Raw genomic sequence first — 14540 nt, forward strand, 5'->3', positions numbered from 1 at the left:
ATCAACGTCCTCCTAAATTTTGTTGAAAACATATTGTACACTAAAATAATCTTTTTGAACATAGGGCATGACTAAGCCAATGTTCATAAGCTCATCACCAGCGAAAGTCGCATTCAGAGCTTCACAATAATACTGAGCCTTTTCATCTAATCCTTTGAGTTTTACCGTAATCAGTGGTGCTTCTGGTTGGGACAAGACTTTTACGAAGGTAAATACCACCTGACTCTTATCCTCATTAACATAAGTATAAGCGTGCGTATTATCCCTTTTTGTCAAACGGTAAAAGCGACCAAATTGAACTGTCTCACGGATGGTTTTATACGTGGCAACTTGCTGCGAAATTTCCTCAAGTTTTTTCTCTGACAAGGTTGTCAAATCTAGCTCATAACCCAAATTTCCTAGCATGGCCACATTCCCACGTGTTGCCAATGGCGTTACTCGACCTGTTTGGTGGTTAGGTACAGCTGATACATGCGCCCCCATACTGATACTTGGGAACATCAAACTAGTTCCTTCCTGAATGGACAAGCGCCCAATAGCATCAGTATTGTCACTAGCCCAGGCTTGGGGCATGTAGTACAGAAGTCCTAAATCGTTTCGGCCTCCCCCCCCTGCACAAGATTCAAAAAGAACCTCTGGATATTGCTGCGTTAATGTTTCCAAGACTCTGTAAAGACCCAACATATAGCGATGATAAAATTCATGTCGATGATGATTTGCCAATGTTTCAGGAATATTGGTGATATTTCTATTCATATCCCACTTGACATAACTGATACTTGCCGAATCAAGAACTTTGGATACACTCTCAATAATGTAATCCTGAACCGCCTTTTGAGACAAATCAAGCACCAACTGCTCACGGCTATAAGTATTGCCATAGCCTGTCGTCCGAATTGCCCACTCCGGATGTGCTCTATAAAGGTCGCTATCTTCAGAGACCATTTCTGGCTCAAACCAAAGTCCAAATGACATTCCCAGACGATTGACTATCTGCGATAAGCCCTTCAGCCCACTTGGCAACTTGTCACGATTCTCAACCCAATCTCCCAAAGAACAAGTATCTGAATTACGTTTTCCAAACCAACCATCATCCAAAACAAATAGTTCAACACCCGCCTTAGCTGCCAGTCCAGCTAACTTTTCTATCTTTTTCTCTGTAAAGCGGAAGTAGGTAGCCTCCCAATTATTAATTAGAATTGGACGAGCCTTATATGCCCACTTGCCACGCATCAGATGTTGATGAATAAAGCAATGACTCTGTTGCGTCAACTCTGTCAATCCATGAGGCGTATAAGTAATCAGAGCTTCTGGAGTTTGGAAAGACTGCCCCGCTTCCAAAACCCAATTAAATTTAGTATCATCAATCCCTATACCCAAACGAGTCGTTTGAAGAGCTGTCGTCTCAGCAAAAGCTGTAAAGTTTCCGCTATAAACCAACTGAGCAGCATAAATTTCTCCATCATCCTCGGTCACATCTGGACTGGTTAGAGCCATAAAGGGGGTCCGCGAGTGACTAGAAGCACCACGAATACTACCGATACTGTATTTCCCTTGAGTCAAAGGAGTTCTCGTCCACTCTTTCTCATAGCCGTAGCGACCTGTCAAAGTATGAACATCAAAATCTTTGTGAGGAAAATCAAGCGTCAAACTCAGCGCTTTCTCAAGGTGAACCTGATGTTTTCCTGCCTTTATCTTAGCCGAACGAGCCAGATAATTAGCCTCTTCAAAAACACTATACGAAAGGGTCACTATTACCCCCGTCACCTCATCGTAGAGATCAATCTCTAGCGTTTCAACATCTTCTTCATCACCGAAACTCGCAGGTAGTCCATCTAGCACCTTTTTCCCTTGAAAAATGCGGTGCTTTTGATATTTTAAATCCAGCAAAGTTCCAAAATCGCTACGCACCTCAATAGCAGATGTTCGAAAATCTCCCAAACCGTTGCTACTGTACTCAAGCGGTAAAGTATCTAGCGAAAATGTTCTATCCTTGCTCGTAGGGTTAGGCGAAAATGCTCTATCCTGATAAATGATTTGATGACTCTCACTAAATCGCTCAACCCTTTTACCAAAATAGCGATGCACAAGTAGGCGATTCTCCAAAGCCTGCATAACATAGGAAAAGCGGCTGGTTTTTAAGTGAAAAATCTGATTTTCTTCTTGAAATACTATCATTGTCTTCTCCTTTTCTTCATGTCTATATTCTACTTTATGAAAACGCTTTAAAAAATAGAGTTTCGTTATGTAAATATGGTAAAATGTTAGGTGAGGTAAAATTTTTATGATCTTTTCTGAGTTTCAAAATGACACTATTGACCTAACCATCGACTTTTATGGATTTGAACAATGTGAACCCAAATACGGGTTTGGACCAGCTATCCGAGAGAACTTTGTCCTTCACTATATTGAAAAAGGGGAAGGTATTTTTTGCTACAAAGGCGAAACTATCCACCTAAAGGCAGGAGACCTTTTTCTTCTCAAGCCAAACGAATTGACTTACTACGAGGCTAGCATTGACAATCCTTGGTCTTACTATTGGCTAGGAATTAGCGGCAGCAAAGCGCTTGATTACTTTAGACTATCTAACCTTTATAACAAGGGATATTTGAAGTGCTCAGCTTATCGAAATACCTTTACACTGTATCAATTAGTCAAAGAAATTATTCAAAAAACTGAAAAACTTGACGCTTCTCCAGCGAGCCACCTTCACCTCCTAGGTGGCGTCTATGAGCTTCTTTATCAACTATCAGCCCTGGCGCCAGAAGAAACAATAAAACCTATGCACGAAACAGAAAAACTCTGTTTAGATTGCCGCAGAATCATCGAGACAAACTACACTTCTTCAAATCTAACCATTCAAAAAATTGCAGATAGACTAGCTGTGAATCGCAGCTATTTAACCAGCTCTTTTAGCGAACAATACCAGATGCCTCCAAAAGAATATCTCAATCAAGTTCGAATGAATCGTGCTAAATTTCTTCTCGAAACTAGCGACGAACCAATCAAAGTCATCGCTTACTCAGTCGGTTTTTCTGATCCCCTTTATTTTTCAAAAGCTTTTAAACAACACTTCAAAAAATCTCCCACTAATCTACGTAAAAAATACTAAAGGAGCTCCAAAATGGAAGCTCCTTTAGTATTTCGTATTATCATAAACAAAGACAATCTCATAAGATTTCTCTTCATTGGGTGATAAGAATATCTGTTCAAAATGCTCATGGTTTACTGCATCTGGGAGATGCTGTGGTTCAATTGCCACCCCTTCCTGAGCACGCCCAGGTAATCCCTTGTCACGAGCGAAAAAGACACCATCCTCCAGAGAGTTCATGGTATAGACTACCACTCCCTGGCGCTCAGAATAAATGCTCAGCTGATCACCGCTTTCCTCATCTCGAAGCACTACAATGGGATTATCTGCTCCGCTATTGACCACAAAAGCATCATCAAAGCCATCATTTCGAGAAATGGCTGCGCTTAGATTTTGCTCCTCCCTAAAGTCATATGGAGTCCCCGATACCTCGCAAAAAGCACCCGATGGAATCAATTCATCATCCGTTTCCAAGACATAATCAGCCTGTACCTGCAAATAATGGCTCCGCAAATCCTGATACTGGCTCAGGTTGAAATAAGGATGGGTTGTGGGGTTAAAAAGCGTCGTCTCTGTCGCATTTTTCCCCGTAAAGACCATAGTTAGACGATTGTCATCATCCAGGGTGAATCGAGCCACCACACCCATGTCGCCAGGAAAACCATCTACTTCCTGCTTGGCCTTATAAGTGAAAATAACGCTTGAAGAAGTATCACTCTCAACTAACTCAAAATCCCAAATCTGTTTATGAAAACCTTCAGGACCTCCATGCAGACAATTAGCATTATTATTTACCGGCAACTGATACACTTGCCCATCAATTCTAGCCTGCCCCTTAGCAATCCTTCCTGCTACACGACCGATGGTCTGGGCTGCATAGAGAGTATTACGCCCGTAATCACTAGGTAAATCAAAGCCTAGCAAGAGATTTTTTTCCTCACCAGCCTCAGCTGGCACCAAAAACTCCTGCCAAGTAGCACCTAGTGTTAAAAAACTTGCCGTGACACCGTTACGATTACGCAAACGCACCTGAATGACTTCTTTCCCATCTATCTTTTCAACGACCTTTGTATCAATAGCCATGCAAATACTCCTTTGAATTCTAATACCATCATTTTACAACTTAATATAGTATCTGTAAAGAGAGTCTTGACTAAAATTCCACACTTCTGGACCATTTAGCAGATTGATATTTCTATAGAAAAAAAGATTGGAAAATTTCCAATCTTTAAAAAATCTTATTTAGCGATTTTTGCGAAGTACTCAAGAGTACGAACAAGTTGTGCAGTGTAAGACATTTCGTTATCATACCATGAAACAACTTTAACCAATTGTTCGCCATCAGCTTCCATAACTTTAGTTTGAGTACCGTCAAACAATGAACCGTAAGCGATACCTACGATGTCTGAAGAAACGATTGGATCTTCAGTGTAACCGAAGCTTTCGTTTGAAGCAGCTTTCATAGCAGCGTTGATTTCGTCAGCAGTAACTTTCTTGTCAAGAGTTACAACCAACTCAGTTACAGATCCTGTTGGAACTGGAACACGTTGTGCAGCACCGTCAAGTTTACCGTTCAATTCTGGGATTACAAGACCGATAGCTTTAGCAGCACCTGTTGAGTTAGGAACAATGTTGTTTGCACCAGCGCGAGCACGGCGAAGGTCACCACCACGGTGTGGACCGTCAAGGATCATTTGGTCACCAGTGTAAGCGTGGATAGTTGTCATAAGACCTTTTTGGATGCCGAAAGCATCGTGAAGAGCTTTAGCCATTGGAGCTAAACAGTTTGTAGTACATGAAGCACCTGAAATAACTGTTTCTGTACCATCAAGGATATCGTGGTTAGTGTTGAAAACAACAGTTTTAACGTCGTTTCCACCAGGAGCAGTGATAACAACTTTTTTCGCACCGTTAGCGTGGATGTGTTGCTCAGCTTTTTCTTTAGAAGCAAAGAAACCAGTAGCTTCAAGAACAATTTCTACACCGTCAGCTGCCCAGTCAATGTTAGCTGGTTCGCGTTCTGCAGAAACTTTAACGAATTTACCGTTAACTTCAAATCCACCGTCTTTAACTTCAACTGTACCGTCGAAACGACCTTGAGTTGTATCGTATTTCAACAAGTGAGCAAGCATGTTTGGATCTGTAAGGTCGTTGATACGAGTAACTTCAACACCTTCAACGTTTTGGATACGACGGAAAGCAAGACGTCCGATACGACCGAAACCGTTAATACCAACTTTAACTACCATGTGTGATTTCCTCCTTATGAAAATCAAGTAAATATTTTATTAAGGGTTACCCCTTTAGCAATTGTGAAAAGTTTAACTTGAATCTTTACAAGCAACTTTCAACACTTCTATTATATAACTTATGACAATAAATTGCAAACTCTTAAACCGCTTTCCTCACCTTTTTTTGTTAGTCTTTTCACAACTTTATTGCGCCATTTCTTCATTTCAATTCCAAAACTACTTAGAAGAAAGATCTTGTGGCTGACAGTCTCCTTGCATCTATGGATATCACTATTGAAACCAGCCTCAAATAGTCGATTTTAAAATTTTCTAGCACCAAGTATTTCAAATGCTCTAATTTATCGTAAAAAGCGAACATTCTTGAACTCTGAATATTAGAGAACAAATCTTATTTACGGTTTATGTTTAAAGTTGAATTTTTGCTCAACCTCATATTTCTTTAATCATACGACCAAACTCTAAGACAATCTTCTCGTTTAACATACACAGGATTGTCTTCTTTGACCTCAAGGTTATTAAACGAAATATCTTTGGTTTAGGAAGATACAACTTTAAAAGCGGGTTTTAATTGCATTAAAGAGCTTGAAAGAGAAAGCGAATTTCGTTCTCTAGATGTTAGCTTTTCATCACCCCACTACAGTTGACAAAGAGCCTGTTTTTCGACTTCTTTTTGACATATGAAAACCCCTCATAGTTTCTAGTGAAATTTTTTTGTTATTTCACTGTCCACTATAAGGGGAGTATATCATGAATCCCAGCCTTTTAAGGAGAATTATTCCCCTTTGTTTTTCTTGATAATTTCTTCTTGTACTGACTTAGGTACGTCTTCGTAGTGGTCAAATACCATCATGAAGGTACCACGTCCTTGAGTAGCAGAACGAAGAACTGTTGCATAACCAAACATTTCAGCAAGTGGCACATAAGCACGAACAACTTGTGTATTACCACGAGCTTCCATACCGTCGACGCGTCCACGACGTGCTGTTACGTGACCCATAACGTCACCAAGGTTATCTTCAGGAGCTGTGATTGTAACCAACATCATTGGCTCAAGGATAGCAGGTTGTGCTGTTTTAGCAGCTTCTTTAAGAGCAAGAGATGCTGCAATCTTGAAGGCAGTTTCAGATGAGTCGACATCGTGGTATGAACCATCATAAAGTTTCGCTTTAACGTCAACCATTGGATATCCAGCAAGGACACCGTTTGCCATAGATTCTACCAGACCTTTTTCAACCGCTGGGATAAATTCACGTGGAACCACACCACCGACGATTGCATTTTCGAATTCGAATCCTTTACCTTCTTCGTTTGGAGTAAATTCAATCCAAACATCACCGAATTGACCTTTACCACCAGATTGGCGTTTGAAGAAACCACGTGCTTGTGTTGAAGCGCGGAATGTTTCACGGTAAGATACTTGAGGAGCACCTACGTTAGCCTCAACCTTGAATTCACGTTTCATACGGTCAACAAGGACATCAAGGTGAAGTTCACCCATACCAGAGATAACAGTTTCACCAGTTTCAACGTTTGTTTCAACGCGGAATGTTGGATCTTCTTCAGCAAGTTTTTGAAGGGCAACACCCATCTTGTCTTGGTCAGCCTTAGATTTTGGTTCAACCATTAATTGGATAACTGGTTCTGGAACGTTGATTGATTCAAGGATAATTTTGGCTTTTTCATCAGTCAATGAGTCACCAGTTGTTGTATCTTTCAAACCAACCGCAGCAGCGATATCTCCGGCATAAACCGTTTCAATTTCTTGACGGCTATTTGCGTGCATTTGAAGGATACGTCCGATACGCTCACGTTTACCTTTTGAAGTATTCAGTACGTATGAACCACTGTTAAGGACACCTGAGTACACACGGAAGAATGTCAAGCGACCTACGAATGGGTCTGTCATGATCTTGAAGGCAAGAGCTGCAAATGGCTCTTCATCAGATGCTGGACGTGTCTCTTCCTCATCTGTATCCGGGTTAATACCTTTGATAGCTGGAATGTCAAGTGGGCTTGGAAGGTAGTCAATAACCGCATCAAGCATCAACTGAACACCTTTATTTTTGAAGGCTGAACCACACAATACTGGGAAGAATTCAACATTGATAGTCGCTGTACGGATAGCAGCTTTTAATTCTTCATTAGTGATTTCTTCACCTTCAAGGTATTTCATCATAAGTTCTTCATCAGTCTCAGCAACTGCTTCAACCAATTTTTCACGGTATTCTTCAGCTTGCTCAAGATATTCAGCTGGAATATCTTCTTCAAGAATATCTGTACCAAGGTCATTAGTATAGATTTCAGCTTTCATCTTGATCAGGTCAATAATACCACGGAAATCATCTTCTGAACCGATTGGCAACTGGATTGGGTGAGCATTTGCTTGAAGACGATCATGAAGTGTGCTTACTGAGTAAAGGAAATCAGCACCGATTTTGTCCATTTTGTTCGCAAATACGATACGTGGAACTCCATACTCAGTAGCTTGACGCCAAACAGTTTCAGTTTGAGGCTCAACACCTGATTGTGAATCAAGAACGGTTACCGCACCATCAAGAACACGAAGTGAACGTTGTACTTCGATTGTGAAATCCACGTGTCCTGGTGTGTCGATGATATTTACACGGTGACCGTTCCATTGAGCTGTTGTTGCAGCAGATGTGATAGTGATACCACGTTCTTGTTCTTGCTCCATCCAGTCCATTTGTGACGCACCTTCGTGAGTTTCACCAATTTTGTGAATTTTACCAGTGTAGTAAAGGATACGCTCTGTTGTTGTTGTTTTACCGGCATCGACGTGGGCCATGATACCGATGTTACGAGTTTTTGCAAGTGAAAATTCGCGTGCCATTAGGTTGTTTCTCCTATATTTTTAATTTTCTATTCTGATTATACCATATTTTAAGAAAAGCGAGTGGGCAAATCCCACCCGCTTGATTTCTTACTAATGGTGTAAAGTGGATGAGGCAAGCCCCAATCCAATTTGTGATGGTTGAACGAGAAGTTGCTACCATAATCTCAATTGATTTATGTAGAACTGACTTAACGTCCTCACATTCTAATTGAACTCGGGCTACAACTCACTGACAAAAAGATGAACCTCATTGATTGCACAGCAATCTGCTTCGCTTCCCTATTTTGTCTAGGAGTTGCTTGACGCCCTCGTATCTTAATCTTAGTTGAATTTTAGCTACAAATGTCTGCCAAAAAGATAAAACCTCCTAGAAACCGAAGTTTCTTCGTCGATTTTCCTATTTTGGCTAGCATTTGTTTAACGCTAAAATATCCTATCTTACCAGCGGAAGTGTGCGAATGCGCGGTTTGCTTCTGCCATTTTGTGTGTATCTTCACGTTTCTTAACTGAAGCACCTGTGTTGTTTGCAGCGTCCATGATTTCTTTAGCAAGACGTTCAACCATAGTGTGTTCGCCACGAGCGCGAGATGCATTAACCAACCAACGAAGTCCAAGTGTTGTACGACGCTCTGGACGAACTTCAACTGGGACTTGGTAGTTAGAACCACCGACACGACGGGCACGAACTTCAAGAACAGGCATGATGTTTTCCATGGCTGCTTCAAACACTTCGTTTGCATCGTTACCAGTAGCTTCTTTGATTGAATCAAAAGCACCGTAAACGATTGACGCAGCAGTACCGCGCTTACCGTCAAGCATAACACGGTTGATAAGACGTGTTACAAGTTTAGAATTATATAATGGATCTGGCAAAACTTCACGTTTTGGAGCACGATTTTTACGACTCATTTATCTTATCTCCCTTCCTTATTTAGCGCCTTTAGGGCGTTTAGCACCGTATTTAGAACGGCTTTGTTTACGATCAGCTACACCTGCTGTATCAAGTGCACCACGAACGATGTGGTAACGTACCCCTGGAAGGTCTTTTACACGTCCACCACGGATAAGAACAACACTGTGTTCTTGGAGGTTGTGTCCGATACCTGGGATATAAGCTGTAACTTCGATAAGGTTGCTCAAACGTACACGAGCAAATTTACGAAGGGCAGAGTTTGGTTTTTTAGGTGTCATTGTTCCCACACGAGTGGCAACACCACGTTTTTGTGGTGAAGAAACGTTTGTTTGAACTTTACGGTGGCTATTGTAACCAACGTTAAGAGCTGGTGATTTAGATTTTTCAACTTTTGATTGACGTGGTTTACGTACCAATTGGTTGATAGTAGGCATCTATATTTCTCCTGTGTTTTTTAATTCTGGTTGGATGAGCGATTGGTGACATCCTCAATCCTGTGTGCACTTTTGCAACATTTGTCAGCACGTCTCTGTACACTTTTGAGAGACCAAAAGTAAAAAGTACCGTTTAGTATGATATCATAAACGGTACTTCAAGTCAACTATTTTCGCTATTTTCTTATTTTTTCCCCCGAGAAGTTCTTCGACTTACTGATCTCCAAACCAAAGGGCTATTTCTCTTTTCGCCGCTTCAGTTGAATCCGATCCATGAACGACATTAAGGATTCCGCCAGTATCTCCCGGCGCTTGACCATAATCTCCACGAATGGTGCCTGGTAGGGCATCTTTGGGATTGGTCGCTCCCATCATAGTTCTCCATGATGAAATCACACGATTGCCAGCTATCACCCCCGCCAGAAGCGGTCCCGAGGTCATATAGTCTTCAATTTCTGGAAAAAAAGGTTTGTCAACCAAGGCAGCATAATGCTCCCGAAGTAGTTCAGGACTGGCTTGGCGCAATTCCAAGCGTTCAAGAACAAAACCACGACGTTCAATGCGATGAAGAACATCCCCGATTAAGCCACGACTAACTCCATCTGGTTTAATGATAAAAAAAGTCTTTTCCATACGAAACCACCTTTTCACTTTTCTTTTATTATAACAAAGACAATGGACACAGACAATGCTGCTAGGCTGAAAAAGCTAACTTTATTTTATTGGAAAAGCAAGACTTGGCTTTGCATTCAGTTCTAAATCAGCAAAACGACCTTGTTCAAATTCAACCACTGCAGCCAGAGCAATCATACCGGCGTTATCACCACAAAGGCGGAGTGGCGGAATCACAACCTCAACCTCCGACATTTCTTGAGCCAAACGTTCACGGAGCCCTTGATTGGCAGCAACACCTCCAGCGACAATGAGTTGATTAACAGGATATTTTTCCAAAGCTTTTTTGGTTTTACTCATCAAAATGTCCAAAACCGCTTCTTGAAAGGAAGCGCAAAGGTCCTCAATCACCAAGCGTTCCCCTTTTTGAACGGCATTGTGATGGAGATTGATAAAAGCTGATTTGAGCCCTGAAAATGAAAACTCCAGATTATTCTCTTTAATCATAGCACGCGGAAAGTTGTAGATATCTTTTCCTTTATGCGCCAATTCATCAATTTCACGCCCAGCTGGATAGGTTAATCCCATCACGCGCCCTACCTTATCATAAGCTTCTCCGACAGCATCATCGCGCGTCTCTCCGATAATCTCATAAGCACCAGCTTTTTCCACATAGACCAATTCCGTATGCCCTCCTGAAACAAGCAGTGCCATGACGGGGTACTGGATTTCTTTAGTTTGATTCGCAGCCATCAGATGACCAGCCATGTGATTAACGGGGATGAGGGGTAAACCGTGCGCCCAGGCAAAGGCCTTAGCCGCTGCCATGCCAACTAGGAGAGCACCTACCAGACCCGGCCCGTAAGTAACCGCTACGGCTGACAAATCTTCGGGCATTATTTGGGCTTCCTCCAAAGCATCTGCAATGCAGGTCGTCACAACTTCAACATGATGGCGACTGGCCACTTCTGGTACCACACCACCAAAGCGCTTGTGGCTCTCCACCTGACTAGCGATGATATTGCTCAGCAACACCTTGTCATTTTTAACAATGGCAACGCTGGTCTCGTCACATGATGATTCTATTGCTAAAATATATCTATCCAAAACGTCCTTCCCTTCTCATTAAAATGGCATCTTCACACGGGTTACGATAGTAGTTTTTGCGTTTACCGACTGCTTTAAAGCCGTATTTTTGGTAAAGAGACTGCGCCGGCAGATTGCTTTTCCTGACCTCTAGAAAAACGGCCTCCAGTCGTCCCTCCAGTTGATCCATCAAGCGCTTGGCAAGCCCCTGACCTTGAAAGTTTTTTTTGACTGCTATGTTAGTGATTTCAAGCTCACCTACGAGATTTTGAATAGATAAAAAAGCCACCAATTCACCGAGAGCATATTCAAAAAAGTAGTCCGTGTTTTCCTGTTCTAAATCCGATAAAATTTGTTCTAAATTCCAAGGTGAGGCCCCATAAACATCTGTCAGAACCTCAAATACTTCACTAGCTCTATCTCTCATCTTACACTCGCTTGATATAGTCAGCGTTCGTCTCAAGGTTGGTTTTTAGCCAATTTTCTTCTGCTTCTACTTTTTTCAGATATTCTGGAACAAAAGCATGCGCAACTACTGGTTTAAGTTTTTGACCAAGTTTCCCAATCAGAGCCGCCGAGGGCAAGGTCGGCTGAATCTGAGCTTGTGGCAGAACCTCTTCAATCTGATTACGAAAAGCTTCAACCTCTCCAACAAAAACCACTTTTTCATGTCCTTTCAACATCGCTAGCAAATCAGAAAAATTGATGTGACAATCTGGTTGTGTCGCTCTGCCATTGTCATAAAAACCAGCATAGACATTATTGCGACGAGCATCTATAATAGGAACAAGTAAACCCGAGCGTTCAGGACAAAGAGCATGGAGGCTTGACACACCAACCAAATCAATAGCCAAGGTATAGGCTAGAGTCTTAGCAGTTGCTACAGCCACCCGAAGACCCGTGTAGGACCCCGGTCCTTGAGCCACTACGATACGTTCTAAGTCAGTCGGCTTCCAACCAACCTGCTTCATCATAAAATCAATTACGGGCATAAGACTAATGCTGTGATTCTTTTTGACGTTGAGGGTGTGCTCTGCCAAGAGCTGGCAATCCTCCAAAAGAGCCACAGACATAGCCTTACTTGATGTGTCAAATGCCAATACTTTCATAATTAAGAGCTATTCGTCCTTTCCTTATCTTCTTCAAAGTGATTCGTTTCATTATACCACAAATCATGATGGCAAACATTCACTAAGATTTTTAAGCCTTTTTTTTACTCAAAGCAGACTTTATGTTATAATTGTAATAATTGTAAACTCGGGTAAAATTTAAATTAGACTAAAAACTGAATAAAAACGTTCAAGGTAGTCATTATCTTGAGAAACTTTTTGCATAGTCAGCCCGCTCAAAAGAAAGGAAAATTAATGATTTATAAAGTATTTTATCAAGAGACCAAAGACCGTAGCCCACGTCGTGAAACGACTAAAACTCTTTACTTGGAGGTTGACGCTCAAACAGAACTTGAAGGTCGCATTAAAGTTCGCAAGCTAGTAGAAGAAAAAACAGGCTACAATATTGAGCTCATCCAACTTTTGGATGACAAGTCATTAGCTTATGAAAAAGAGACTGGCGTCTTTAGCCTAACGGAGCTTTAATATGTCAAATATCAATCTAAAACCACATGAAGTTGGGGTTTATGCGATTGGTGGTCTGGGTGAAATCGGGAAAAACACCTACGGTATCGAATATCAGGATGAAATTGTCATCGTTGATGCTGGCATTAAATTCCCCGAAGATGACTTGCTCGGTATTGACTATGTTATCCCTGATTATTCTTACATCGTTGAAAACTTAAATCGTGTTAAGGCACTTGTTATCACCCACGGACACGAAGACCATATCGGTGGTATTCCTTTCCTCCTCAAGCAGGCTAATATCCCAATCTACGCTGGCCCGCTGGCGCTAGCTTTAATCAAAGGAAAATTAGAAGAACACGGATTACTCCGTGACGCCACACTTCACGAAATCAACCACAACACTGAGCTGACTTTCAAAAATCTCAGTGTGACCTTCTTCCGCACTACCCACTCTATTCCAGAACCTCTGGGAATTGTCATTCATACGCCACAAGGCAAGGTGGTCTGTACCGGAGACTTCAAATTTGACTGGACTCCCGTGGGAGATCCTGCAGACATCCACCGTATGGCTGCCCTCGGCGAATCAGGAGTTCTCTGCCTACTGTCAGACTCAACCAATGCAGAAGTGCCAACTTTCACTAATTCGGAAAAAGTTGTCGGTCAATCTATCATGAAGATTATCGAAGGCATTGACGGTCGTATTATCTTCGCCTCTTTTGCTTCAAATATCTTCCGTCTGCAACAGGCTGCTGAGGCCGCCGTCAAGACTGGACGTAAGATTGTCGTCTTTGGCCGTTCCATGGAAAAAGCTATCGTCAACGGTGTAGAACTTGGCTACATCAAAGTCCCTAAAGGAACCATCATCGACCCTAACGAGATGAAAAACTATCACGCCAGTGAAATTCTCATCATGTGTACAGGTTCTCAAGGGGAATCAATGGCTGCACTGGCACGCATTGCTAACGGTATGCATCGTCAAGTCACCCTGCAACCTGGCGACACTGTTATCTTCTCATCTAGCCCCATCCCTGGTAACACCACCAGCGTAAACAAGCTAATCAACACCATTCAAGAAGCTGGGGTTGAAGTTATCCACGGCAAGATTAACAATATTCACACCTCTGGTCACGGTGGCCAGCAAGAGCAAAAACTCATGCTTCGTCTCATGAAGCCGAAATACTTCATGCCCGTTCATGGCGAATATCGTATGCAAAAAGTCCACGCCGGACTGGCTGTCGATACCGGTGTACCAAAAGAAAATATCTTTATTATGGAAAACGGTGATGTACTCGCCCTGACCAAGGACTCTGCTCGCATTTCAGGTAAATTTAACGCCCAGGATGTTTATGTAGACGGAAACCGTATCGGCGAAATTGGAGCCGCCGTTCTTCGAGACCGCAAAGACCTGTCCGATGATGGCGTCGTCCTAGCTGTTGCAACTGTCGACTTTAAATCAAAAATGATTTTGGCAGGGCCAGACATTCTCAGTCGCGGTTTCATTTACATGCGCGAATCTGGAGACCTTATTCGCGAAAGTCAACGGGTGCTATTCAACGCCATCCGCGTCGCTCTTAAGAATAAAGATGCCAGTATCCAGACAGTCAGTGGTGCTGCTGTTAATGCCCTGCGCCCATTCCTCTACGAGAAAACCGAACGTGAACCAATTATCATTCCAATGATTTTGACACCAGATGAATAATATCTCTAAAATTCCCCGAGTT

Annotated in this window: 13 protein-coding genes; 3 read left to right on the top strand and 10 right to left on the bottom strand. The window is 42.1% G+C overall.

Annotation, left to right across the window (positions count from 1 at the left end):
* Window positions 1–12: 12 nt before the first annotated feature.
* Window positions 13–2178: an alpha-galactosidase gene (locus G576_RS0106060; protein WP_027973847.1), complete on the bottom strand. Its 2166-nt coding sequence runs from the start codon at window positions 2176–2178 to the stop codon at window positions 13–15.
* Window positions 2179–2284: 106 nt separating this feature from the next.
* Here G576_RS0106060 and G576_RS0106065 point away from each other — a divergent pair, with 106 nt between their 5' ends.
* Entirely contained in the window at window positions 2285–3112 is an 828-nt protein-coding gene (locus G576_RS0106065; protein ID WP_027973848.1) for an AraC family transcriptional regulator, read from the top strand.
* A gap of 24 nt (window positions 3113–3136) precedes the next feature.
* On the opposite strand, the gene G576_RS0106070 is transcribed toward G576_RS0106065, so the two are convergent.
* The 9 genes from G576_RS0106070 to tsaB all read right to left on the bottom strand — a co-directional run bounded on the left by G576_RS0106070 (window position 3137) and on the right by tsaB (window position 12351).
* Window positions 3137–4174, bottom strand: a complete 1038-nt coding sequence (locus tag G576_RS0106070) for an aldose epimerase family protein (RefSeq protein ID WP_027973849.1) — start codon at window positions 4172–4174, stop codon at window positions 3137–3139.
* A 155-nt stretch (window positions 4175–4329) separates the two neighbouring features.
* On the bottom strand, window positions 4330–5340 hold the full coding sequence (gene gap / locus G576_RS0106075; RefSeq protein WP_027973850.1) for a type I glyceraldehyde-3-phosphate dehydrogenase: 1011 nt from the start codon (window positions 5338–5340) through the stop codon (window positions 4330–4332).
* Between the two features lie 775 nt (window positions 5341–6115).
* Window positions 6116–8194 (bottom strand): elongation factor G, encoded by a 2079-nt coding sequence (gene fusA, locus G576_RS0106080; RefSeq protein ID WP_027973851.1) that lies wholly within the window; start codon window positions 8192–8194, stop codon window positions 6116–6118.
* 441 nt (window positions 8195–8635) lie between these two features.
* On the bottom strand, window positions 8636–9106 hold the full coding sequence (rpsG, locus tag G576_RS0106085) for a 30S ribosomal protein S7 (protein ID WP_027973852.1): 471 nt from the start codon (window positions 9104–9106) through the stop codon (window positions 8636–8638).
* A gap of 18 nt (window positions 9107–9124) precedes the next feature.
* Window positions 9125–9544, bottom strand: coding sequence for a 30S ribosomal protein S12 (gene rpsL / locus G576_RS0106090; RefSeq protein ID WP_027973853.1), 420 nt, complete (start codon window positions 9542–9544; stop codon window positions 9125–9127).
* 213 nt (window positions 9545–9757) lie between these two features.
* Window positions 9758–10177, bottom strand: coding sequence for a nucleoside-diphosphate kinase (gene ndk / locus G576_RS0106095; protein ID WP_027973854.1), 420 nt, complete (start codon window positions 10175–10177; stop codon window positions 9758–9760).
* 81 nt (window positions 10178–10258) lie between these two features.
* Window positions 10259–11263, bottom strand: a complete 1005-nt coding sequence (gene tsaD / locus G576_RS0106100; protein ID WP_027973855.1) for a tRNA (adenosine(37)-N6)-threonylcarbamoyltransferase complex transferase subunit TsaD — start codon at window positions 11261–11263, stop codon at window positions 10259–10261.
* Entirely contained in the window at window positions 11256–11669 is a 414-nt protein-coding gene (rimI, locus tag G576_RS0106105; RefSeq protein WP_027973856.1) for a ribosomal protein S18-alanine N-acetyltransferase, read from the bottom strand. Before rimI ends, tsaD begins: the two co-directional genes overlap by 8 nt.
* 1 nt (window position 11670) lies before the next feature.
* On the bottom strand, window positions 11671–12351 hold the full coding sequence (gene tsaB / locus G576_RS0106110) for a tRNA (adenosine(37)-N6)-threonylcarbamoyltransferase complex dimerization subunit type 1 TsaB (RefSeq protein WP_027973857.1): 681 nt from the start codon (window positions 12349–12351) through the stop codon (window positions 11671–11673).
* A 255-nt stretch (window positions 12352–12606) separates the two neighbouring features.
* Here tsaB and G576_RS0106115 point away from each other — a divergent pair, with 255 nt between their 5' ends.
* Together G576_RS0106115 and rnjA are read left to right on the top strand one after the other, a co-directional pair.
* The gene (locus G576_RS0106115; protein WP_027973858.1) at window positions 12607–12837 is read left to right on the top strand and encodes a DNA-dependent RNA polymerase subunit epsilon; all 231 of its coding nucleotides are present in this window, start codon (window positions 12607–12609) and stop codon (window positions 12835–12837) included.
* A gap of 1 nt (window position 12838) precedes the next feature.
* Window positions 12839–14518, top strand: a complete 1680-nt coding sequence (gene rnjA, locus G576_RS0106120) for a ribonuclease J1 (RefSeq protein ID WP_027973859.1) — start codon at window positions 12839–12841, stop codon at window positions 14516–14518.
* The last annotated feature ends 22 nt before the right edge of the window (window positions 14519–14540 follow it).

This window comes from Streptococcus porci DSM 23759 (genome assembly GCF_000423765.1).
GTDB lineage: Bacteria > Bacillota > Bacilli > Lactobacillales > Streptococcaceae > Streptococcus > Streptococcus porci.

Coding starts and splice junctions, on each gene's coding strand:
- gap (WP_027973850.1), bottom strand. CDS start 5,340: ATGGTAGTTAAAGTTGGTATTAACGGTTTCGGTCGTATCGGACGTCTT.
- G576_RS0106115 (WP_027973858.1), top strand. CDS start 12,607: ATGATTTATAAAGTATTTTATCAAGAGACCAAAGACCGTAGCCCACGT.
- rpsG (WP_027973852.1), bottom strand. CDS start 9,106: ATGAGTCGTAAAAATCGTGCTCCAAAACGTGAAGTTTTGCCAGATCCA.
- G576_RS0106060 (WP_027973847.1), bottom strand. CDS start 2,178: ATGATAGTATTTCAAGAAGAAAATCAGATTTTTCACTTAAAAACCAGC.
- rimI (WP_027973856.1), bottom strand. CDS start 11,669: ATGAGAGATAGAGCTAGTGAAGTATTTGAGGTTCTGACAGATGTTTAT.
- tsaB (WP_027973857.1), bottom strand. CDS start 12,351: ATGAAAGTATTGGCATTTGACACATCAAGTAAGGCTATGTCTGTGGCT.
- G576_RS0106070 (WP_027973849.1), bottom strand. CDS start 4,174: ATGGCTATTGATACAAAGGTCGTTGAAAAGATAGATGGGAAAGAAGTC.
- fusA (WP_027973851.1), bottom strand. CDS start 8,194: ATGGCACGCGAATTTTCACTTGCAAAAACTCGTAACATCGGTATCATG.
- rpsL (WP_027973853.1), bottom strand. CDS start 9,544: ATGCCTACTATCAACCAATTGGTACGTAAACCACGTCAATCAAAAGTT.
- rnjA (WP_027973859.1), top strand. CDS start 12,839: ATGTCAAATATCAATCTAAAACCACATGAAGTTGGGGTTTATGCGATT.
- ndk (WP_027973854.1), bottom strand. CDS start 10,177: ATGGAAAAGACTTTTTTTATCATTAAACCAGATGGAGTTAGTCGTGGC.
- G576_RS0106065 (WP_027973848.1), top strand. CDS start 2,285: ATGATCTTTTCTGAGTTTCAAAATGACACTATTGACCTAACCATCGAC.